The organism is Tenacibaculum larymnensis (assembly GCF_028829235.1).
GTDB lineage: Bacteria > Bacteroidota > Bacteroidia > Flavobacteriales > Flavobacteriaceae > Polaribacter > Polaribacter larymnensis.
This window is the reverse complement of sequence record NZ_JAIWJY010000002.1, coordinates 56,309-76,746: the sequence shown is the minus strand read 5'-3', so window position 1 is coordinate 76,746 and position 20,438 is coordinate 56,309. Positions and strand designations below refer to the sequence as shown.

The 20,438-nt window shown below is 31.1% G+C and carries 17 protein-coding genes and 2 tRNA genes; 15 read left to right on the top strand and 4 right to left on the bottom strand.

Annotated features, from left to right (window positions below; genetic code table 11):
• Positions 1-142 precede the first annotated feature (142 nt).
• On the bottom strand, positions 143-1,396 hold the full coding sequence (gene metK / locus LCI24_RS03160; RefSeq protein WP_274639132.1) for a methionine adenosyltransferase: 1,254 nt from the start codon (positions 1,394-1,396) through the stop codon (positions 143-145).
• 318 nt (positions 1,397-1,714) lie between these two features.
• On the opposite strand from metK, the gene trxA reads away from it, so the two are divergent.
• The 12 genes from trxA to LCI24_RS03100 all read left to right on the top strand — a co-directional run bounded on the left by trxA (position 1,715) and on the right by LCI24_RS03100 (position 10,490).
• Entirely contained in the window at positions 1,715-2,032 is a 318-nt protein-coding gene (gene trxA / locus LCI24_RS03155; protein ID WP_028892415.1) for a thioredoxin, read from the top strand.
• 78 nt (positions 2,033-2,110) lie between these two features.
• A complete protein-coding gene (locus LCI24_RS03150) occupies positions 2,111-3,031 on the top strand; it encodes a DUF58 domain-containing protein (protein ID WP_274639131.1) in 921 nt (306 codons plus the stop codon).
• A gap of 55 nt (positions 3,032-3,086) precedes the next feature.
• Positions 3,087-3,160, top strand: a tRNA-Asp gene (locus LCI24_RS03145).
• A gap of 43 nt (positions 3,161-3,203) precedes the next feature.
• Positions 3,204-3,277: transfer RNA gene (locus LCI24_RS03140), tRNA-Asp, on the top strand.
• A 261-nt stretch (positions 3,278-3,538) separates the two neighbouring features.
• Positions 3,539-4,363 carry a prephenate dehydratase gene (locus LCI24_RS03135; protein ID WP_274639130.1) on the top strand — a complete coding sequence of 275 codons (825 nt, stop codon included), beginning with the start codon at positions 3,539-3,541 and terminating at the stop codon, positions 4,361-4,363.
• Positions 4,360-5,502 (top strand): pyridoxal phosphate-dependent aminotransferase, encoded by a 1,143-nt coding sequence (locus LCI24_RS03130; RefSeq protein WP_274639129.1) that lies wholly within the window; start codon positions 4,360-4,362, stop codon positions 5,500-5,502. Before LCI24_RS03135 ends, LCI24_RS03130 begins: the two co-directional genes overlap by 4 nt.
• Positions 5,502-6,368 (top strand): prephenate dehydrogenase, encoded by an 867-nt coding sequence (locus LCI24_RS03125; protein WP_274639128.1) that lies wholly within the window; start codon positions 5,502-5,504, stop codon positions 6,366-6,368. The genes LCI24_RS03130 and LCI24_RS03125 overlap by 1 nt, the downstream gene beginning before the upstream one ends.
• Before the next feature lie 8 nt (positions 6,369-6,376).
• Entirely contained in the window at positions 6,377-7,459 is a 1,083-nt protein-coding gene (locus tag LCI24_RS03120) for a bifunctional 3-deoxy-7-phosphoheptulonate synthase/chorismate mutase type II (RefSeq protein ID WP_274639127.1), read from the top strand.
• A 78-nt stretch (positions 7,460-7,537) separates the two neighbouring features.
• The gene (locus LCI24_RS03115; RefSeq protein WP_274639126.1) at positions 7,538-8,290 is read left to right on the top strand and encodes a DUF5995 family protein; all 753 of its coding nucleotides are present in this window, start codon (positions 7,538-7,540) and stop codon (positions 8,288-8,290) included.
• Positions 8,291-8,331: 41 nt separating this feature from the next.
• Positions 8,332-9,273, top strand: coding sequence for a ribosome small subunit-dependent GTPase A (gene rsgA / locus LCI24_RS03110; RefSeq protein WP_121146160.1), 942 nt, complete (start codon positions 8,332-8,334; stop codon positions 9,271-9,273).
• A 54-nt stretch (positions 9,274-9,327) separates the two neighbouring features.
• The gene (gene dtd, locus LCI24_RS03105) at positions 9,328-9,780 is read left to right on the top strand and encodes a D-aminoacyl-tRNA deacylase (protein ID WP_274639125.1); all 453 of its coding nucleotides are present in this window, start codon (positions 9,328-9,330) and stop codon (positions 9,778-9,780) included.
• 65 nt (positions 9,781-9,845) lie between these two features.
• Positions 9,846-10,490, top strand: coding sequence for a YceI family protein (locus tag LCI24_RS03100; RefSeq protein ID WP_274639124.1), 645 nt, complete (start codon positions 9,846-9,848; stop codon positions 10,488-10,490).
• Between the two features lie 49 nt (positions 10,491-10,539).
• On the opposite strand, the gene lipB is transcribed toward LCI24_RS03100, so the two are convergent.
• Positions 10,540-11,244: a lipoyl(octanoyl) transferase LipB gene (gene lipB / locus LCI24_RS03095; RefSeq protein WP_274639123.1), complete on the bottom strand. Its 705-nt coding sequence runs from the start codon at positions 11,242-11,244 to the stop codon at positions 10,540-10,542.
• A gap of 86 nt (positions 11,245-11,330) precedes the next feature.
• Between lipB and LCI24_RS03090 the strand changes: the two genes are divergently transcribed.
• Positions 11,331-14,273 (top strand): reprolysin-like metallopeptidase, encoded by a 2,943-nt coding sequence (locus LCI24_RS03090; protein WP_274639122.1) that lies wholly within the window; start codon positions 11,331-11,333, stop codon positions 14,271-14,273.
• Positions 14,274-14,328: 55 nt separating this feature from the next.
• Here the strand turns inward: LCI24_RS03090 and LCI24_RS03085 are convergent, their stop codons facing one another.
• Together LCI24_RS03085 and LCI24_RS03080 are read right to left on the bottom strand one after the other, a co-directional pair.
• The gene (locus tag LCI24_RS03085; RefSeq protein ID WP_274639121.1) at positions 14,329-17,115 is read right to left on the bottom strand and encodes a carboxypeptidase-like regulatory domain-containing protein; all 2,787 of its coding nucleotides are present in this window, start codon (positions 17,113-17,115) and stop codon (positions 14,329-14,331) included.
• An 88-nt stretch (positions 17,116-17,203) separates the two neighbouring features.
• Complete coding sequence (locus LCI24_RS03080; RefSeq protein ID WP_274639120.1) at positions 17,204-18,037, bottom strand: GLPGLI family protein; 834 nt, start codon at positions 18,035-18,037, stop codon at positions 17,204-17,206.
• A gap of 121 nt (positions 18,038-18,158) precedes the next feature.
• On the opposite strand from LCI24_RS03080, the gene LCI24_RS03075 reads away from it, so the two are divergent.
• Together LCI24_RS03075 and LCI24_RS03070 are read left to right on the top strand one after the other, a co-directional pair.
• Positions 18,159-19,751: a sensor histidine kinase gene (locus LCI24_RS03075; protein WP_274639119.1), complete on the top strand. Its 1,593-nt coding sequence runs from the start codon at positions 18,159-18,161 to the stop codon at positions 19,749-19,751.
• Positions 19,744-20,424 (top strand): response regulator transcription factor, encoded by a 681-nt coding sequence (locus LCI24_RS03070; RefSeq protein WP_274639118.1) that lies wholly within the window; start codon positions 19,744-19,746, stop codon positions 20,422-20,424. Before LCI24_RS03075 ends, LCI24_RS03070 begins: the two co-directional genes overlap by 8 nt.
• Positions 20,425-20,438: the final 14 nt, after the last annotated feature.

Below are 20,438 nucleotides of genomic sequence, written 5' to 3'. Positions count from 1 at the left end.
AGATAACAGCAATTTTTAGCAATTTGAAAAATATAAAAACAAGTTCGGTTAATATTGTTTTTAATTTCGTAACAAAAATAGCTGTATAAAAAAATACCTGCAATAAAAATTACAGGTATTTTAAATTATTTTTTTTAATTTCTTACAATCCGAAACTTTCTTTTACCTTGTCTACATAATCTAACTTTTCCCAAGTAAACAATTCAACATCTAAGGTTACACTTTCACCATTCGGCTGCGTGAACGTTTTAGAAACTACTTCATTAGTTCTTCCCATATGTCCATAAGCTGCTGTTTCACTATACATTGGGTTACGTAACTTTAAACGATCTTCAATAGCGTGTGGACGCATGTCAAAAATTTCTGAAACCTTTTGAGCTATTTCTCCATCGGTTAAATCAACTTTTGATGTTCCGTAAGTATCCACAAAAACTCCCATTGGCTCTACTACCCCAATTGCATATGACACTTGTACTAATACTTCATCAGCCACTCCTGCAGCCACTAAATTCTTAGCTATATGGCGTGTTGCATACGCAGCAGAACGGTCAACTTTACTAGGGTCCTTTCCTGAGAAAGCTCCACCACCATGTGCTCCTTTCCCTCCGTAAGTGTCTACAATGATTTTACGACCTGTTAATCCAGTATCTCCGTGCGGTCCTCCAATTACAAACTTTCCTGTTGGATTAATATGATATTTAATATCATCATTAAACAACGCTTGAATTTCTGGAGTTAATTGTGCTTTAACTCTAGGAATTAAAACCTCAACAATATCTTTTCTAATTTTTACTAACATTGTTTCGTCATCAGCAAAATCATCGTGCTGTGTAGAAACAACGATTGCTTCAATACGTTGCGGAACATTATCATCAGAATATTCAATTGTTACCTGACTCTTAGCATCTGGACGTAAATAAGTAATTTCCTTATTTTCTCTACGTATCGCTGCTAATTCCTTTAAAATTATATGTGATAAGTCTAACGCTAATGGCATATAATGCTCAGTTTCGTTTGTCGCATACCCAAACATCATCCCTTGGTCTCCAGCACCTTGCTCTTCTCTAGATGCTCTATCTACTCCACGACTAATATCATCTGACTGTTCATGAATTGCAGATAACACTCCACAAGAATTTCCATCGAACATATATTCACCTTTAGTATATCCAATTTTGTTAATTACTTCACGAGCAATTTTTTGAACATCTAAGTAAGTAGAAGACTTCACCTCCCCAGCTAATACTACTTGTCCTGTTGTTACCAATGTTTCACATGCTACTTTAGAATCTGAATCAAAAGCTAAAAAATTGTCTATTAAAGCATCAGATATTTGATCTGCTACCTTATCTGGATGTCCTTCAGAAACACTTTCCGAAGTAAAAAAATATGACATAAATACTTCTTTTTAAAATTTAACTATAAAGAAAAAACTTGGATTGCTGAGTCGCTAAAAGGAGTAGAAAATTACTGCTTTAGCATTTTTTATTCTGAACTCTTGTTCCATGAGGTTGCAATCAGTCAAATTTTTCCTCAAAAATATTCGGCAAAGTTATAGATTATTTTACACACTTAAAAACAAACTTACAAGTAAATAGAAAGTATTGATATTATGATAATAAAAAGTAATTTTTGTAAAATTGTATTGGTAAAATATTTGTTTACATTTGTACTGTACAAATAAGAAAGTAACTTAGATAAAAACATAAATAAAATGGCATTAGAAATTACAGATGCTTCTTTTGAAGAAGTAGTATTAAAATCTGACAAACCAGTATTAGTAGATTTTTGGGCAGCTTGGTGTGGACCTTGTAGAATGGTATCTCCTATCGTTGATGAAATTAGTAATGAATACGACGGTAAAGCTGTAGTTGGTAAGGTAGATGTAGATGCAAATCAAGAGTTTGCTGCTAAATACGGTGTAAGAAACATCCCTACTGTATTAATTTTCAAGAATGGTGAAGTTGTTGACAAACAAGTAGGTGCCGCTCCTAAAAAAGCATATACTGATAAAATTGATGCTGCTTTATAATATATAAATAGTATTTTAATTTGATATTATAGAAAAGGTTTAGCAATTGCTAAACCTTTTTTTTATCTTCGAAATTATATGATTGATCTTAAAAACACGACTTCTGAACTAAAAAACCTCGAATTATTGGCTAAACAAGTAGTAGAAGGTTTTATAACAGGTATGCACAAAAGTCCGTTTCATGGATTTTCGGTTGAATTTTCTGAACACAAACTTTATAATAAAGGAGAAAGCACTCGGCATATTGATTGGAAGTTGTTTGCTAAAACTGAAAAACTATACACTAAAAAATATGAAGAAGAAACGAATCTTAGGTGTCATTTAATTATCGATAACTCAGCTTCTATGCATTATCCTATCAGCAAAAATCAATCAGTTGATAATTTGAATAAAATTGGTTTTTCTACAGTTGCAGCTGCTGCTTTAATGGATATTTTAAAAAGACAACGCGATGCTGTTGGGTTAAGTATTTACTCAAACACTTATGAGTATTATGCTCCTGAAAAAGGAAGTGAACGTCACCGTAAGATGTTATTACACCAATTAGAGCAATTACTGTCGTCTGAATCTACCTCTTCTACAGAAACCTACCAATACTTACATGAAATAGCTGAAAAAATTCATAGAAGGTCTTTGATTTTCTTATTTACAGACATGTTTCAAACTAGTAAAAATGAAGAAGAGCTTTTTGACGCGTTACGACACCTTAAATTTAACAAACACGAAGTTGTCTTGTTTCATACCTATGATAAAAAAACAGAATTCTTGTTTGATTTCGACAATACACCAAAAAAATTTTTAGATGTTGAAACAGGAGAAGAAATAAATTTATATGCTGAAAATGTACAGCAAAAATATCAAGAATTGAGTAGCGGTTTTTTCAACAACCTAAAAAACAAATGCTTACAATACAAGATAGATTATGTTCCTGTAGACATAAATGAGGGATATGATAAAATACTTACCTCTTATCTTATCAGTAGACAGAATTTTTTATAAAATAACTCTTTTTTATTTAAAAAAAGGTTATATATTTGCATCCGCTTAGAGCAACGGTCTGGTAGTTCAGCTGGTTAGAATACATGCCTGTCACGCATGGGGTCGCGGGTTCGAGTCCCGTCCAGACCGCTAAAGTTTCTCTAAAAACATACAATATATTGCTTCAAGCAACGGTCTGGTAGTTCAGTTGGTTAGAATACATGCCTGTCACGCATGGGGTCGCGGGTTCGAGTCCCGTCCAGACCGCAAAAAGCTTCTCTTTTTAGAGGAGCTTTTATTTTTTACATTTTTTCAAAAAAAAGTTTGGTTTAGTTAAATTTATTTCTAAGATTTGTCCTGTACAAAGAACACAAATACAATGATGTTACAAAACGTATGGCAAGGTTTCTATTTTTACTTTTACTTTTTTAGTAAGAGACGAGACTTTGTATCATATTGTTAACCTAACAAAAAAACATATACCCAATCAAAGTCTCGAATTTATCGAGGCTTTTTTTTTGATTAAAAATGAAAGAAATAGCCATTCAAGGAATACAAGGAAGCAACCACCATATTGTTGCGAACAACTACTACGGAGAAAACATCAACCTACACGAATGTTTATCTTTTGATATATTAGTTGATAGTCTTTTAAGCTTAAAAAGTGAGCAAGCAGTTATGGCGTTAGAGAACACTATTGCAGGTTCAATCATACCAAATTATGCTTTAATTGATAAACATGATTTACATATTTCTGGAGAGTATTATCTACCTATACATCATCATTTGATGGCGCTACCTAACCAAAAAATTGAAGATATTACTGAAGTTTGCTCACACCCAATGGCTTTACTACAATGTAAAGAGTTTTTCAAACAGCATAAACATATAAAACTTGTTGAAGACGTTGACACCTCTGCAGTCGCAAAAAGAATTGCAGAAAATCAATTAAAAGGTGTTGCTGCAATTGCACCAAAAATGGCAGCTAATATTTTTGGTTTATCAATTATTGAAGATGAAATTCAAACTATTAAAAATAACGCAACTCGCTTTGTATTTCTTCAAACAAGCCTTCCTAAAAACGGTAAAAATGAAATTAACAAAGCTTCATTAAAATTTGAATTAGACCATAAAAGAGGAAGTTTAGCAGCAATGTTAAACGTAATGAGTGATTGTAAATTAAACCTTACCAAAATACAATCATTACCAAAAATTGAAACACCATGGAAATATGCTTTTTTTGTTGATGTAACCTTTGACAAATACGAAGATTATGAAAAAGCAAAGGCTGTAATTCAAATTATGGCAGAAGAATTTAAAATATTAGGTGAATATAAAAACGGAAGATCATGATACAGTTTGCTAATCGATTACAAACCGTACAAGAGTACTACTTCTCAAAAAAATTACAAGAAGTACGTCAATTAATTTCAGAAGGTAAACCAATTATAAACATTGGTATTGGTAGCCCTGATTTACAACCTCCAACATCAGTATTAAAAGCTATCCAAGATAGTTTACAAGATACTGGAGCGCATAGCTATCAGAGTTATCAAGGTTTACCAGAATTCAGACAAGCTGTTGCTAACTTTTATCAGAATAACTATAAAGTTTCCATAAATCCTAACAATGAAGTACTTCCTTTAATGGGAAGCAAAGAAGGAATTATGCATATTTCATTAGCCTTTTTAAACGAAGGAGATCAGGTATTGATTCCTAACCCAGGATATCCAACCTACAGTTCTGTAACCAATTTATTGGGAGGAGAACCTATTTTTTACGATTTGGAAGAAGTTACTAATTGGCAACCTAACTTTGATGCCTTAGAAAAACTAGACACTTCAAAAATAAAATTAATGTGGGTAAATTATCCGCATATGCCAACTGGTGCAGATGCAACCAAAGAAACTTTTCAAAAGTTAATTGACTTTGGAAAGAAGCACAATATTGTTATTGTAAATGACAATCCATATAGCTTTATACTGAATGAACACCCTCAAAGTATTTTACACATTGAAGGAGCTAAAGACATTGCTATTGAATTAAATTCGGTTAGTAAATCATTCAATATGGCGGGATGGCGTGTTGGAATGTTACTTGGAAAACCTGAATTCTTAACTGAAATTTTAAAAGTAAAAACTCAAATGGATTCAGGGATGTTTTACGGAATCCAAAAAGGAGCAACAAAAGCTTTAGAGTTAGACAAGAATTGGTTTGTACAATTAAACAACACCTATAAAAAGAGACAAAAACTAGTATTTGAATTAGCAGAAAAACTAGGATGCACCTACGATAAAAATACCTCAGGAATGTTTGTTTGGTGTAAACTTCCTGAAGGAAAAACGTCTGAAGAAATGATTGATGAGTTATTATATAACAAGCACATTTTTGCGGCTCCAGGAACCATCTTTGGCAGCCAAGGTGAAGGATACATCCGTTTTTCATTATGCGTACCAGAAGAAAAAATAAAAGAAGCAATCAACAGAATATAATGAATGTATTTATCATAGGTTTAGGATTAGTCGGCGGAAGTTTTGCCCTAGATATTCAGCAAGCATTTAAAAATGCAACTATCTACGGAATTGACTCCAATGAAGAACATGGTAATCTTTCTTTAGAAAGAGGGATCATCCATCAAAAAGCGGTATTTTCAGAATTATCAAATGCAGACATTGTTATTATCGCCATTCCTGTAGATGTTTCACAAGAAGTAATTTTGAAAACATTGGATATTATTTCAGATGATTGTTTGGTGTTTGATGCAGGTTCGACTAAAGAACAAATTTGTAATGTTATTAAAAATCACCCGAAGAGAAGAAATTTTTTAGCTACGCATCCGATTGCTGGAACAGAGTTTTCAGGCCCCAATGCAGCTTTGATAAATTTATTTAGAAACAAGACTAATATTATTTGTGAGGTAGAAAAAACTGCATTCAAATTACAAGAAAAAGCCTTAGAAATTTTTTCAAAATTAGGAATGCGTATTCGATATATGGATCCAAAATCGCACGATAAACATATTGCATATGTATCACATTTATCACATATCAGTTCTTTTATGTTAGGTAAAACTGTCATCGAAAAAGAGAAAAACGAACGTGATATTTTTGATATGGCTGGTAGTGGGTTTGCCTCAACAGTACGATTAGCTAAAAGTTCACCAGCAATGTGGACTCCTATTTTTGAACAAAACAAAGAAAATGTTATTGAGTCTTTAAATGAATATATTCATAACTTACAACAATTCAAAACCTTATTAGAAGAAAAGAATTTTCCAGAAATCTACACAGAAATGGAAAACACAAATTATATAAAACAGATTTTAAACGGAATTTTAGAGGGAATACCTCAACAATAGAAACTCAAATGGAGAATACAAAAGAATTAAGAACGTGGTTAGATGCCTTCGGATTAGGACACCCACTAGTAATTGCAGGGCCTTGTAGCGCTGAAACTGAAGAACAAGTATTACAAATTGCACACGAATTAAAAAATACTGATGCTACTGTATTAAGAGCTGGTATTTGGAAACCTCGTACCAGGCCTGGAAATTTTGAAGGTGTAGGCGCTTTAGGGTTAAAATGGTTACAAAAAGCCAAACAAGAAACGGGAATGTTAATTGCCACTGAAGTTGCAAACAAAGACCACGTAAAGCTAGCTTTAGAACACGATGTAGATATTTTATGGATTGGTGCTCGTACCACCGTAAGCCCATTTATCGTTCAAGAAATTGCAGATGCTTTAGAAGGAACTGATAAAATTGTATTAGTAAAAAACCCTGTAAACCCAGATTTACCATTATGGTTAGGTGCTATTGAACGTTTATATGCTAAAAACATTAAAAAATTAGGGGTTATTCATAGAGGATTCTCTACATATGAAAAAACTAGATACCGTAACAACCCTGAATGGCAAATTCCTATTGAATTACAAAATCGCTTTCCAGATTTACCACTAATTTGTGATCCTTCACACATAGCCGGTCGTCGTGATATTATTTTTGATGTTTGTCAAACTGCTCTTGATTTAAACTTTGATGGTTTAATGGTTGAGACTCATTACGATCCTGATAATGCTTGGAGCGATGCCGCACAACAAATTACACCTAAATCATTAATTCAAATGATGATTGATTTAAAAGTTAGAAAAGCTACCGATACTGAAACTGAGTACAGAAACGCTTTAAACACCCTACGTACTCAAATTGATGTAGTTGATCATCAATTAATTGAAATGTTAGGTAAACGTATGAAAATAGCAGATTCAATTGGTAAATTGAAAAAAGAGAAAAACGTTGCTATTTTACAAACCAAGCGATGGAATGAAATACTAGGCAAAATGATTTTAGAAGGTGATGAGCGTGGCTTAAGTGAAGAGTTTGTACTTAAAATGTTCAAAGCAATACACCAAGAAAGCATCAATCACCAAGAGAAAATTATTAACAGTTAAATATCCAAAAGACCGCTAACAAAATAGCGGTCTTTTTTATTCTATTTATTGTATTTTCATCCGACCAAACTTAAAAGAATGAAACCTATCCATACTATTGATGATGTAATAAACATATTACAAGACATCATTAATGAATCTATAGAAAACAAAAGTCCATTAGGCTATTTTGCTGCTTTATACCAAAAAGTAACAATAAAAGTAAAAGAAGGCATACAAAGCGACTATTTTGATGATAACCAACGAATGGAAAAACTCGATATAATTTTTGCTAAAAGATACATAGATGCCTATTACAATCACAAAAACAATACTCCTATCACTTCCTCTTGGGAAAAAGCTTTTAGCATAGCTAATAAGTATTGGTATATAGTCTTACAACACTTATTAGTTGGCATGAACGCACATATTAATTTAGATTTAGGAATAGCAGCAGCAGAAGTTTCCAAAGGGCAAAACATCCAAAACTTACATGGTGACTTTAATAAGATTAATGAAATTTTATCCTCTTTAGTTAATGATGTTCAAGATGATTTAGCCAAAGTATATCCTTTTTTAAAGAAAATTCTTATCTGGACTAAAGATGTTGACGACTTTTTAGTTGATTTTAGCATGGAATTAGCTAGAAATGGTGCTTGGGATTTTGCTGTAGAATTAGCCAACACACCAGCAAGTGATTTTGACAAGGCTATACAAGCAAGAGATACAAAAGTAGCCGAAAAAGCAGGTTTAGTTATTTCTCCAGGCTTTATTCCTCAATTAATTTTTTTATTTATTAGAGTTTCAGAAAAAGGAACAGTAGCTCAGAAAATTAACGATTTAACAGATTAAACAACACCTAAACATTCAATTTTTATTCTCATCTTTGTTCTATGACAGGAACGGTTTATAAATCTACAGGAAGTTGGTATTGGGTAAAGTCTGAAGGCGAATTATACAAATGCCGCATCAAAGGAAAATTTCGTATCAAAGGGATTAAAAGTACTAATCCTATTTCGGTAGGAGATATTGTTGATTTTTCTTTAGAAACCAAAAATGATGAAGAAACAGGTTTAATTACCAATATTCATGAACGAAAAAATTATATTGTTCGTAAATCAGTAAACCTGTCAAAGCAAACTCATGTAATTGCTTCTAATATTGATCAAGTATTTTTATTGATTACTATTGATAACCCTCCTACTTTTACCACATTTATCGATCGTTTTTTAGTTACTGCTGAAGCTTATTCTATCAAAACAATTTTAGTGTTTAATAAAATTGATTCATACGAAATTGAGCAACGAGCAGAAATAATGTATCTAAAAGACATTTATGAAGCTATTGGTTACGAATGTATAGAAGTTTCTGCTACTCAAAACATCAATATAGATAAAATCAAAGCATTAATGACTGGTAAAGTAAGTATGTTTGCTGGTCATTCTGGTGTTGGAAAAACTACCTTAGTAAATGCTATTGAACCTTCCTTAGATCTAAAAACAAAAGAAATATCTGAACAACACAAGCAAGGACAACATACTACAACATTTGCAGAAATGTTCGATTTAAGTTTTGATGCTCGTATTATAGATACTCCCGGAATTAAAGGTTTTGGTGTAGTTGACATGGATAAAGATGAATTAGGCGATTATTTTCCTGAGTTTTTTGCTTTAAAACAAAACTGTAAATTCAATAATTGTATTCATGTAAACGAACCACAGTGTGCTGTTAAAGAAGCTTTAGAAAATGAAGAGATTGCTTGGTCTCGTTATAAAAGTTACCTACAAATTTTAGAAGGAGAAGATGAACACTACAGAACTGATATTTGGGAATAATATAAATTAGTCTACCATTTACAAAAATTTACGCCCCCCAACAATCTATATAAAATGAAAATTGTAATTCAACGCGTTTCAAAAGCTAGCGTTACCATTGAAAATAAAAAAGTAGCCGAAATACAAAGCGGTCTTTTAATTTTACTTGGAATTGTTAATGAAGATACTCAAGAAGATATTAAGTGGTTATCAAACAAAATAACTAACCTCCGTATTTTCAATGATGATGAAGGTGTTATGAATAAATCGATTAAAGATATTAATGGAGATATAATTGCTGTAAGTCAATTCACTCTACATGCTTCTACTAAAAAAGGAAATCGTCCTAGTTATATTAAAGCTGCTAAACCTGATATTGCTATTCCTTTATATGAAAAATTTGTTCAACAGGTTGAAGCTGATTTAGGAAAAAAAATACAAACTGGTCAATTTGGAGCTGACATGAAAGTGGAATTACTAAATGATGGTCCTGTAACTATCATTATCGATTCCAAAGATAAAAAATAATTTCCATGGGAATTATTTTTAATTATATTTGTACCTGATTAATAATCATTATTAAAAACACAAAAATGAAAAAAACAATTTTAGCTATTGCTTTTATTGCAATTGGAGCAGTTTCTTGTAAGACAGAAAAAAATAAAGCTGCTGTTAGCGACGAAGTTAAAGAAGTTGCAAAAACAGAAAACATCATCAATACTTATAAAGCTAATGTTGCAGAATCAACTGTAACTTGGAAAGGAAGCAAGCCTACTGGTTCTCACAACGGTGTAGTAAGTTTAGAAAAAGGAACTTTAGAGGTTGAAAACGGAAACGTAAAATCTGGTGAGTTTGTTATCGACATGACTACTATTGTTTGTGAAGATTTAGAAGCTGGAAATGGTAAAGAAAAATTAGAAGGTCACTTAAAAGCAGGTGATTTCTTTGATGTTGAGAAATTCCCAACTGCTAAATTTGAAGTAGCAAGTTCTGAATTAAAAGACGGAAAAGTACACGTTACAGGAAACTTAACTCTTAAAGATGTTACTAAGAGCATTACTATTCCTGCTACTGTTACAGAAGCTGACGATATGGTAACTTTTAAAAGTGATATTTTTTCTATTGACAGAACTGACTTTGGTGTTACATACAAGTCTAAGAAAATTGACGCTGCTTTAAAAGATAAGTTTATCAACGACTTAATGGAAATTTCTTTTGAAGTTAAAGCTAAAAAATAATTTTAGTTTTTAAGATCTAAAAAAGGGTTGACAATTGTCAACCCTTTTTTTATGATTTTATAAATTCTTCCACTTCAAATAATTCTTTAAAGTGTTTTAGAATTTTTTCTTTCACTTCTTCCTCTGAAACCTTTTCACCTAATTCTGCTTCCATTGAAGTCACAGCCTTACCACGTATTCCACAAGGAATAATATTATCAAAATAACCTAAATTGGCATTTACATTCAAAGCAAAACCATGCATAGTAACCCACCTACTTGCTCTAATTCCCATAGCGCAAATTTTTCTTGCAAATGGTGTACCTACACCTAGCCAAACACCAGTTTCTCCTTCACTTCTTTCTCCTTTCAACCCATATTCAGCAATTGTTAAAATAATTGATTCTTCTAACAAACGTAAATACTTATGAATATCAGTGAAAAAGTTTTCTAAATCTAAAATTGGATAGCCTACAATTTGTCCTGGACCGTGATAAGTTATATCTCCTCCTCTATTAATTTTATAAAAAGTTGCTTCTTTTTCTTTAAGCTTCTCTTCATTCAATAATAAATTATTAATATCTCCTGATTTACCTAGGGTATAAACATGTGGATGTTCAACAAATAGAAAGTAATTAGGAGTTACAATTTCACTATCTCCATTTCTTCTTTCTCTTTTTAATGATACTATTTCATCTAAAAGGTTAGTTTGATAATCCCATGTTTCTTTGTAATCTTTTCTTCCTAGATCACTAATTCTTATTTTTTTATTCATAAATTGTACCGCTAAACTACCTTACAAAGGTAGGGAAATTTAGAGTTTTACTGTTATAAACTAAACGTATATCAATTACAAAAATCATGTTTAAAAAAAGTACCCTTCCTTTTTTATTTGCTTTCTATTTATCAATAGCTAATTTGTTTTCTCAACAACTATGGACAAGAATTCAAAAAGATGCTATTACTCAGCAGAAAAAAGAAGTTTTTAATACTAATTCTTTACCTAAGCAATACATTTTGATGAGTTTAGATTTAGATGGCTTTAAAAACATATTGCCAAACTCATTATCTAAAAACACCTCTAATTCAAAAATCATTCAACTTCCTAATGCTAATGGAAAATTAGAAAGATTTTCTATAAAAGAAACCTCTTATTTAGCTTCAGGGTTGGCTGAAAAATTCCCAATGATTAAGTCTTTTTCTGCTCAAGGTATTGACAATCCTTCTTCTTCTGCTAAAGTAAGTATTGGAAAAGACGGGGTTCATGCTATTATTTTTTCTGCAAATGAAGGCACTTCATACATAAACCCTTATACAAAAGATTATAGAGAGTATATTGTTTACAAGAAAAGTAGCTTATCTCCTTCTAAAGATGAATTTTTGTGTAAAGTTGAAGACGCTATACAAAACGAAAATATATCACCACGCCAAAGAAGGAACGCTAATGATGGTAACTTAAGAACTTATAGAATGGCGATAGCTTGTACTGGTGAATATGCTCAATTCCATATAAACAATCAAGTAGTATCATCAACAGCTAGTAACGCAGAAAAAAAAGCAGCTGTGTTATCTGCTATGAATACCACTATGACTCGTGTAAATAGTGTTTATGAAAGAGATTTAGCAGTAAGAATGATTATCGTAGACAATAATGATTCCTTAATTTTTTTAGATGCTGACACAGATGAATTAACCAATGATGATGCTAATACTTTAATTGACGAAAGTCAGGTAAAATGCGATAATATTATTGGAGATTCTAATTACGATATTGGGCATACATTTAGTACTGGTGCTGGAGGACTAGCTCAATTAAATTCTGTTTGTGTTACAAACTTCAAGGCTCAAGGGGTTACAGGTAGAAGTCAGCCAATTGGTGACACCTTTGATATAGATTATGTTGCACATGAAGTTGGACATCAATTTGGAGCAACTCATACATTTAACAATTCTTGTGATGGAAATAGAAGTACTAATACAGCTGTTGAACCTGGGAGTGGTTCTACAATTATGGCTTATGCCGGTATTTGCTCACCTAACATACAAAATGTAAGTGATGATTATTTTCACGCTGTTAGTATAGCTCAAATGTGGAATCACGTGCAAGGATCAGGAAGTTGTGCTACTTCAACAAGTACAGGAAATAATGCTCCTACTGCTAATGCAGGAAACAATGTAAGTATTCCTAAATCTACTCCATTTATTTTGAAAGGACAAGCTACAGATGCTGACGGAACATCTTCATTAACGTACTCTTGGGAGCAAATCGACAATGAAACAGCAACAATGTCTCCATTATCTACTAATACTGGTGGACCAATGTTCAGGTCATTACCTCCTTCTTCATCTCCTGACAGATACATGCCTGCACTTTCTACCGTATTGAGCGGTAATACTTCTACAACATGGGAAGTTTTACCTTCTGTGGCAAGAGAGCTAGACTTTGCATTAACGGTAAGAGATAATAATTCTGGTGGTGGTAGTTCGGATAGAGATGATGTAAAAATTAGCATTATCGATTCTCAACCTTTTGTTGTTAATAACCAGCCTACTTGGGCACCTAATACAACAAGAGAAATTAAATGGTTAGTTGGAGAAACAAATATTTCACCTATTAATTGTCAAAATGTAAACATCAAATTATCTACAAATGGAGGAGATTCTTTTGATGTAGTACTTATTGAAAACACTCCTAATGATGGAACGGAAACAATAACTCTTCCAGGTATAGCTACAACAAACAATGCTATATTAATGATTGAAGCTGCAGACAATATCTTTTATAATATTACACCACAATTCAAAATAGACACTACTCCTGATTTTGCTATATCTAACTTAAACGGAGACATTTCAATTTGCGGAACAGCTTCTAATGATATTAAATTTGAATTAGATTATATAACCTCTAACGGATTTAATGAAGATGTTACCTTTTCAGCTTCAGGTGCTCCAGAAAATTCAACTATTTCTTTTGACAAAAAAACTGTTAATACTAATTCTAAAATCATAATTACTATTGATAATATTAACAATATCCCTACTGGAGATTATGTAATTGATGTTATAGCTTCATCTGGTTCAATAACAAAATCACTAAACCTTAACATAAACAAAAACAACAACATTTGTAAATCCACTGGAACAACAGAGTCTCAAATCAGCATTAATAATGTGACTTTTAACAACATCAACAATGACTCTGATAAAACAACAGGGTATTCTGACTTTACAAATGAAAATACATTAGTTGCAAGAGGTATAACTTATGATTTGTCAACTATAATTAATACAGATGGCAATAGTAATATTAAAACTTTTGCTTGGGTAGACTGGAATCAAAACTGTGTTTTTGATACTAATGAAACATATGAAGTGATATCTAACAGTGTTTCTATAAGGGTCCCAGAAAATGCTCCTTTAGGCTCAACAACTTTAAGAGTTTCTACCAAACTTAACTCATCACCTAATGCTTGTGAATCTAATATTAATGGTGAAGTAGAAGATTATACTGTAACAGTTGAAGAGAGTTTTGCCACCGATAATACTTTATTTGATGATTTACTTACATATCCTATCCCTTCAAACGGAGAATTTACAGTAAGTTTCAAAGTAAAAGATAAAGAGTTAACTGTTATTAGACTTTTTGATTTTAGAGGTAGATTGATTGAAACACAAAAGTTCTCAACTATTTCTAGTCAGTTTAATGAAATAGTACAACTAACAAAAGCTGCTAGTGGACTATATCTTTTACAAATTGAAAATGCAGGAAAGCTAGTAACTAGAAAAATAGCTATTAGATAATTTTTTAAAAACTAAATAAAAAAAGCAGTCAAATTTGACTGCTTTTTTTATTGTATTACAAGTTATACTTTACTGTAAACATGGCTATTCTAGGCTGAATTACGTACGAAGAATTACTTACATAAATATCATTACTACTATTCTGATTTAGCCCTGTTGAATTTAATAGATTTGTTATCCCTACTTTATACTCCCATTTACTATCTTTCTTTTGATATGTTAAATCTGCTCTTAAAAAACTATAATTATCAATTGTTTCTCCATTATTAAGTACTCTGTTATATGTATATTTTGATGTAAAAATAAATTCTTTTAAGAAAAAAGCATCGAAATTTATATATGGACTATGTGTTGTAAAAGTATTTTCTACCCCTCCAATATCTGAGTTATTGATAGACACATTATAACCTACATCAAAATTCGGAGCTTCTTTAAAGTTTGTACTAAATTTTGAGATATATGTTTGTGAAAATGTTTTAGCTAATCGATTTCTTGTTTCATTCGTTTGACGATCAGTAATTAAACTATTCGATTTTCCATAAGATACATTTCCTCCTAATCGCAGCTTAAACTTTCTAAAGCTCTTTTGAAAGTTTGCTCTTGCTGAAATAGACTCATCAGGAAAAGCAGAGTTTACCGAAGTTCTTACTTGATTAACATCAATAAACTCTGTATTACTCTTAATTTCTTTAATACGTTTACTATAGTTAATTGACCCAAAAACATTGGTGTAATTAAACATATTAAAACTAAAATAATTCAAATTTATATTATGGTATAATGAGTTTTCAAGAGTTCTATTTCCTGAATATAAGCTATTGTAATTATTAAAAACATAACCTTCTGCTAACTTATTTACATCAGTAAAACTAGTTTGCATAGCATAGTTTAAACGTAGTGTTTCAGATTTTTTTAAGTTAATTTTCACAGAAGCATCTGGCAAAAATTTAGTGAAACTATTTTCATAAACCGACCCTAACTGAGTGTTTTTTGACGCATAGTTATGTAATGTAAAACCTTGATTAAAGGTAAAGATTCCAGTAATAAACTTATAATGTAAACCAACATACAAATCATCAAAAGAAAAATCAACGTTATTTATTGTTGATGGTTCTAAAACTTCATTTTTATTACCATCTAAAACCTCAAAAATGGTAGAGTTAAATTGCTGATTGCTCAAAGTAGATCCTAGTGTAACATTTAAATTACTTTTTAAGTTTAACACATAATAGTAATCTAGTTTTGCATCCAGTTTATTTGTTTTTATTCTTTTATTCTGACCTACATTAAATAAATTATGGTCTCCTGGGTTTGGATTAACATTGGTTAATGACAACAAGTTATAAAAAGACAACTTTTCTAGTTCAGCATTATAAAACGGATCTTCATTTTGCCATAAATGCTGTGCTTCAAAAGCAAAAATATTTTTATCGTTTAGCGTATAATAGTAGTTTAAATTTTGATTGATAGAAAAAGGACCTTGCTCTGAAATTTGATTAATTGGTACAATTTCATCATCTGCATTTAAATATGTTCTTGATGACATTGTTGATTGCAATTGTTCTTGTTTAGATGCTTTTGCAAAAATATCGTAATCTAATTGATGATTTGCATTAGGCTTATAACTAGAACTCAACTTAAACAATCCTAAATCACTTGTTTGATTTATTTGATCCTTTGTTTTTTCTGTATTAATATATTTTATTGAAGATGGATTGTTTTGATCATATTCAGATATACTATTTTTATCAATCCCTGCATTGGAATATAAACGCTGGGTGGTTTCTTCCATATCTGTTTCATTTCCTGAGTAGATGGCAAACCCACTAATATCCCAAGTTTTTTTTGGAGAATAGCTAAAGTTTAAGGCTCCAAATTTTGATTCAATTTCTTTCGCTCTATTATTTCTTAAAGTTAAGAAAGCAATATCATTAGAGCCTACATTAAAGTTTGTTCCGTTATTATCTCCAAATTGCCTAAAGCCTCCAGTAAACTTAAAATAGTCTCTCATTGTAAAAGGTACTTCTCCAATATTATTTACATCGGTTATAATATTTAAACTGTACTTCGGACTATAATAAAACAACTTTGGGTGAGCTATATATCGACTATCTTCCATAGCCAATCCCAAACCAGCCGAAACTTCACCAAACCAAAAGTTCTTTTTTCCTTCTTTTAACTTAATATTTATAACTACGTTATCCTCATTATCGGTAACACGACTCATTTGCCCTACTTCACTATGGTTTTTGAGTACTTGGACTTTATCTACTGCATTTGCAGGAATGTTTTTAGTAGCTAATTTAGAATCTCCGTCAAAAAAGTCTTTTCCTTCCACCATTACCTTTTTTACAGTTTTCCCCTCTACTTCAATTTCACCATCGTCGTTTACCTCAACTCCGGGTAACTTTTGAAGTACATCCCCTAGTTTTTTTTCCGTTCCACTTTTAAAACTATCTGCATCATATACTATTGTATCCCCTTTAACAGTTACAGGCATTTTATAAGTAATATTTACTTCATCTAAACTGTTATCTTCTTCTAAAACAAGGTCTTTAAATAAATTGTTGTCTTTTGTTTCTACATCAACTTCTTCCGTTTTCAAACCTATATAACTCACCTTTATGCTATAGGTAGTATTTTGAGCTAGATTTAACTTATAATTTCCTTTAGCATCTGTAAAACCATAAGAGTCTAGTTTTTTAGTAGTTTTATTAATAGCAATTACATTCGCCATTTCTAGTGGAGTTCCAATACTATCTTTCACAACTCCTTTCAGTGTAACTTGGGCATTAGTAACCCATGTAGCTATGAATATAGCTATGAACAATATTTTTTTCATTACTTGATTTTATTATTAAGTAGGTTGTCTTTTAAAACTATAACCCTACAGTAAATAAGAGCTAGAATTTAAATTTAATACAGGAAGACTACCCCTGTATTTCTATTTGAAAAGAGTTTCCGTCTTTACTTTTTCGTCTGTTTTTAAAGCGTTCCATCATATCCTTAGTATGTTCATCCATTATATTATCGAACTCTTTTTGAGTAACTTTCTTCCCCTTTTTAGGCTCTTTTATTTCTACTTTTTCTGACGGATTTAAAACAATTTCTGTGCAGGCAATCGTTTGTTTTCCGTCTTGTACTTCTAAAATCAATCCTGGCAATCCCCAAAACTGCCCTGGGCCATTGCTAATAGGTATTTCAGGTGTATACCATGCTACGGTTTCAATAGTTACTTCTTCTTTTTTCTCTTCTGTTTCTCCATCTGTCATAGACATTGAAGTTCTGGTCTCTTTTCTAGTTTTAGTAGCTTTATAGCAAGTATAATTTCCAATGTTCTTAGTTTCCTCTGTCATTTTCCAATCAAAATTCTCTAACTTATCTTTTATTAAAAAACGTTTACCACTAATCTCCGTTTTGTTTATGTAACTTTTATCCTTTATATTTTTATACAAAACATCAGTTCCACCTCCACTACCCATCACTTGAATTTGTATCCCTGCTACTTGAGCTTGTGGTGATGAAAGCTTTTTATTTTGTTTGTATGTAGATGTTGACTTATCGAAGTTTAACGTATATGTTTGCTGCAATTGCTTCATTAATTGTGCTTGTAATTTTTTTTGCATTTCAGAATTTGAAGCTCCTTTACCATTATCTATTTTAAGATCAATCTTTTGATGTGTCTTATAAATAGCTTTTCCTTGGAAGTTTTGTGAAAACATTGATGCACTTAGCAACAATATTAATAATGTGATATTTCTCATTTCTTTAGTTTTTATATTCAACACTACAAATATGCTTAGTGATATTATCTTTTTGAGTTAATGAGTGTTAACGAGTGTTAACCGATACTTTTTATTCACTATAACACTTTATCTTTGAAACATGAATACAAAAAAACACCGCTGGATATTATATTTAATTAGCGCTACAATTGTTGTTACAATTTTGATACAGTTTTACTGGAACTTCAAAAATTACCAACAAAACAAGCAACGTGTTATAAATGAAATTCAATTGAGTTTAGACAATGCTGTTGAAGAGTATTATGCTGCTTTAACCAAGCAAAACTTTTTTGCAATAGTGGAATCTAATGAAACAACTTCTAAAAATAATTTGAGTGACAAAAACATTTGGAGAGAAGTTTTCTCTTCCCAGATTGATAAGAAAAAGGATAGTATACAATTTAAAATTTCTTCTTTTGATATTAAAACTGACAACCCAAAAGAGTTTAAGAAAATGAACTCCTATTTTGTTGACTCGCTTCTTAATGACGTGAATCATGAGATTAATGACTCCACTACTAAAAAGTATTCTAAAATTACCCAGATTACTCAATTTAATAAAGACCATACATCTGGTATCCATCTTGATTCTTCAGAAAATAAAGAGGTAAAAGTTTTTAAAGGTAAAAAAGCTACAGACAGTCTTAAATTAATAAAAGGACTACAAACCATTTATATTTCTGTTCAAAATGACTCTTTAGATCATGTAAAATTGGATTCAATTATAAAAAAGCAACTAACAACTAAAGGCATTTCAACTCCTTTCTACTTAAACCATTTTAAACATGATACGCTATTTTACTCTTCAAAAAAAGAAGGAACACCTACTCTAGACCTACAAAGCAATGCTAAGTCTACTTATGTTAAAAGTGACGAAAAACTAACCCTTTTATACGATAATCCTTCAAATGAAATTCTTAAAAGGAGCTCAACAGGAATTATACTATCTCTTTTACTTTCACTGGCAGTTGTAACAAGCCTATTTTACCTATTAAAAGTTATCAATCAACAAAAAGAACTAGCTGAGATTAAAAATGATTTAATTAGCAATATTACTCACGAATTTAAAACACCTATAACTACTGTTTCAACCGCATTAGAAGCTATTAATAATTTTAATGCTATAAATGACAAAGAAAAAACAAAAAAATACATTTCTATTTCATCTGTACAGATAGAGAAATTACATTTAATGGTTGAAAAATTATTAGAAACCGCTACTCTTGATAGTGAAAAATTACTCTTAAAAAAGGAGTCTATTAATTTAGTTGAACTGATAGAAAACAATGCTAAAAAGCATCAGTTTAGCAACTCAAAAAAAACAATTCAATTCTCTTCAAACAAACCTGAAATAATCACAGATATTGATATATTTCATTTTGAAAATGCTATTTCAAACTTATTGGATAATGCTATCAAATATGGTGGAAACAAAATAGAGGTACATATTAACCAAGTATTAAACGCTATTGAAATAACTGTAGCAGACAACGGTAAGGGAATTGACAAAAATCAACAAGAAAAGATATTCGATAAGTTTTATCGTATCCCTAAAGGAAACACCCATGACGTTAAAGGCTTTGGTATTGGTTTATATTACACTAAAAAAATTATTGAAAAGCATGGCGGAACCATAGCACTGACTTCAAAACCTAATAACACCCTTTTTAAAATTGTTCTAAGTTATGAGTAAGATTATCAAAGTTCTATTAGCAGAAGATGAGCCGAGTTTAGGGCAAATTGTAAAAGAAAGTTTAGAAACTAGAAATTTTGAAGTTTTTCATGCACTTAATGGTGAAGAAGCTTATGAAATTTACCAAACTAACTCTCCTGATATTCTAGTTTTAGATGTAATGATGCCAAAAAAAGATGGTTTTACTCTTGCTAAAGAAATACGACAGGAAAACAAACACCTTCCTATTATTTTTTTAACTGCAAAATCGCAAGCTAAAGATGTTGTTGAAGGTTTTGAACACGGTGGAAATGACTACCTTAAAAAACCATTTTCAATGGAAGAACTGATTATTCGCATTCACTCCCTGTTAAACAGGGTTGAATTAAAAAAGAACTACGATGCAATTAGCATTGGAAACTATACTTTTAATTACACGAAACAACTGTTGTCTTTTGATGATGATATTAAAAAACTAACACACCGTGAATCTGAATTACTATTCCATTTACTACAAAAGAAAAATGAAATTTTAGACAGATCTTTTATATTGAAAAAACTATGGGGAGATGACGATTTTTTTAATGCTCGAAGTATGGATGTCTTTATTTCTAAGTTACGAAAGAAACTAAAACACGATGAAAATATTCAAATTGTAAATGTAAGAGGTTATGGTTATAAATTGATCTGTTAAATTGTTTATGAATT

What these genes read in the sequence shown, in the direction of transcription:
- metK (WP_274639132.1), bottom strand. Translation starts at nt 1,396, where the DNA reads ATGTCATATTTTTTTACTTCGGAAAGTGTTTCTGAAGGACATCCAGAT.
- trxA (WP_028892415.1), top strand. Translation starts at nt 1,715, where the DNA reads ATGGCATTAGAAATTACAGATGCTTCTTTTGAAGAAGTAGTATTAAAA.
- LCI24_RS03150 (WP_274639131.1), top strand. Translation starts at nt 2,111, where the DNA reads ATGATTGATCTTAAAAACACGACTTCTGAACTAAAAAACCTCGAATTA.
- LCI24_RS03135 (WP_274639130.1), top strand. Translation starts at nt 3,539, where the DNA reads ATGAAAGAAATAGCCATTCAAGGAATACAAGGAAGCAACCACCATATT.
- LCI24_RS03130 (WP_274639129.1), top strand. Translation starts at nt 4,360, where the DNA reads ATGATACAGTTTGCTAATCGATTACAAACCGTACAAGAGTACTACTTC.
- LCI24_RS03125 (WP_274639128.1), top strand. Translation starts at nt 5,502, where the DNA reads ATGAATGTATTTATCATAGGTTTAGGATTAGTCGGCGGAAGTTTTGCC.
- LCI24_RS03120 (WP_274639127.1), top strand. Translation starts at nt 6,377, where the DNA reads ATGGAGAATACAAAAGAATTAAGAACGTGGTTAGATGCCTTCGGATTA.
- LCI24_RS03115 (WP_274639126.1), top strand. Translation starts at nt 7,538, where the DNA reads ATGAAACCTATCCATACTATTGATGATGTAATAAACATATTACAAGAC.
- rsgA (WP_121146160.1), top strand. Translation starts at nt 8,332, where the DNA reads ATGACAGGAACGGTTTATAAATCTACAGGAAGTTGGTATTGGGTAAAG.
- dtd (WP_274639125.1), top strand. Translation starts at nt 9,328, where the DNA reads ATGAAAATTGTAATTCAACGCGTTTCAAAAGCTAGCGTTACCATTGAA.
- LCI24_RS03100 (WP_274639124.1), top strand. Translation starts at nt 9,846, where the DNA reads ATGAAAAAAACAATTTTAGCTATTGCTTTTATTGCAATTGGAGCAGTT.
- lipB (WP_274639123.1), bottom strand. Translation starts at nt 11,244, where the DNA reads ATGAATAAAAAAATAAGAATTAGTGATCTAGGAAGAAAAGATTACAAA.
- LCI24_RS03090 (WP_274639122.1), top strand. Translation starts at nt 11,331, where the DNA reads ATGTTTAAAAAAAGTACCCTTCCTTTTTTATTTGCTTTCTATTTATCA.
- LCI24_RS03085 (WP_274639121.1), bottom strand. Translation starts at nt 17,115, where the DNA reads ATGAAAAAAATATTGTTCATAGCTATATTCATAGCTACATGGGTTACT.
- LCI24_RS03080 (WP_274639120.1), bottom strand. Translation starts at nt 18,037, where the DNA reads ATGAGAAATATCACATTATTAATATTGTTGCTAAGTGCATCAATGTTT.
- LCI24_RS03075 (WP_274639119.1), top strand. Translation starts at nt 18,159, where the DNA reads ATGAATACAAAAAAACACCGCTGGATATTATATTTAATTAGCGCTACA.
- LCI24_RS03070 (WP_274639118.1), top strand. Translation starts at nt 19,744, where the DNA reads ATGAGTAAGATTATCAAAGTTCTATTAGCAGAAGATGAGCCGAGTTTA.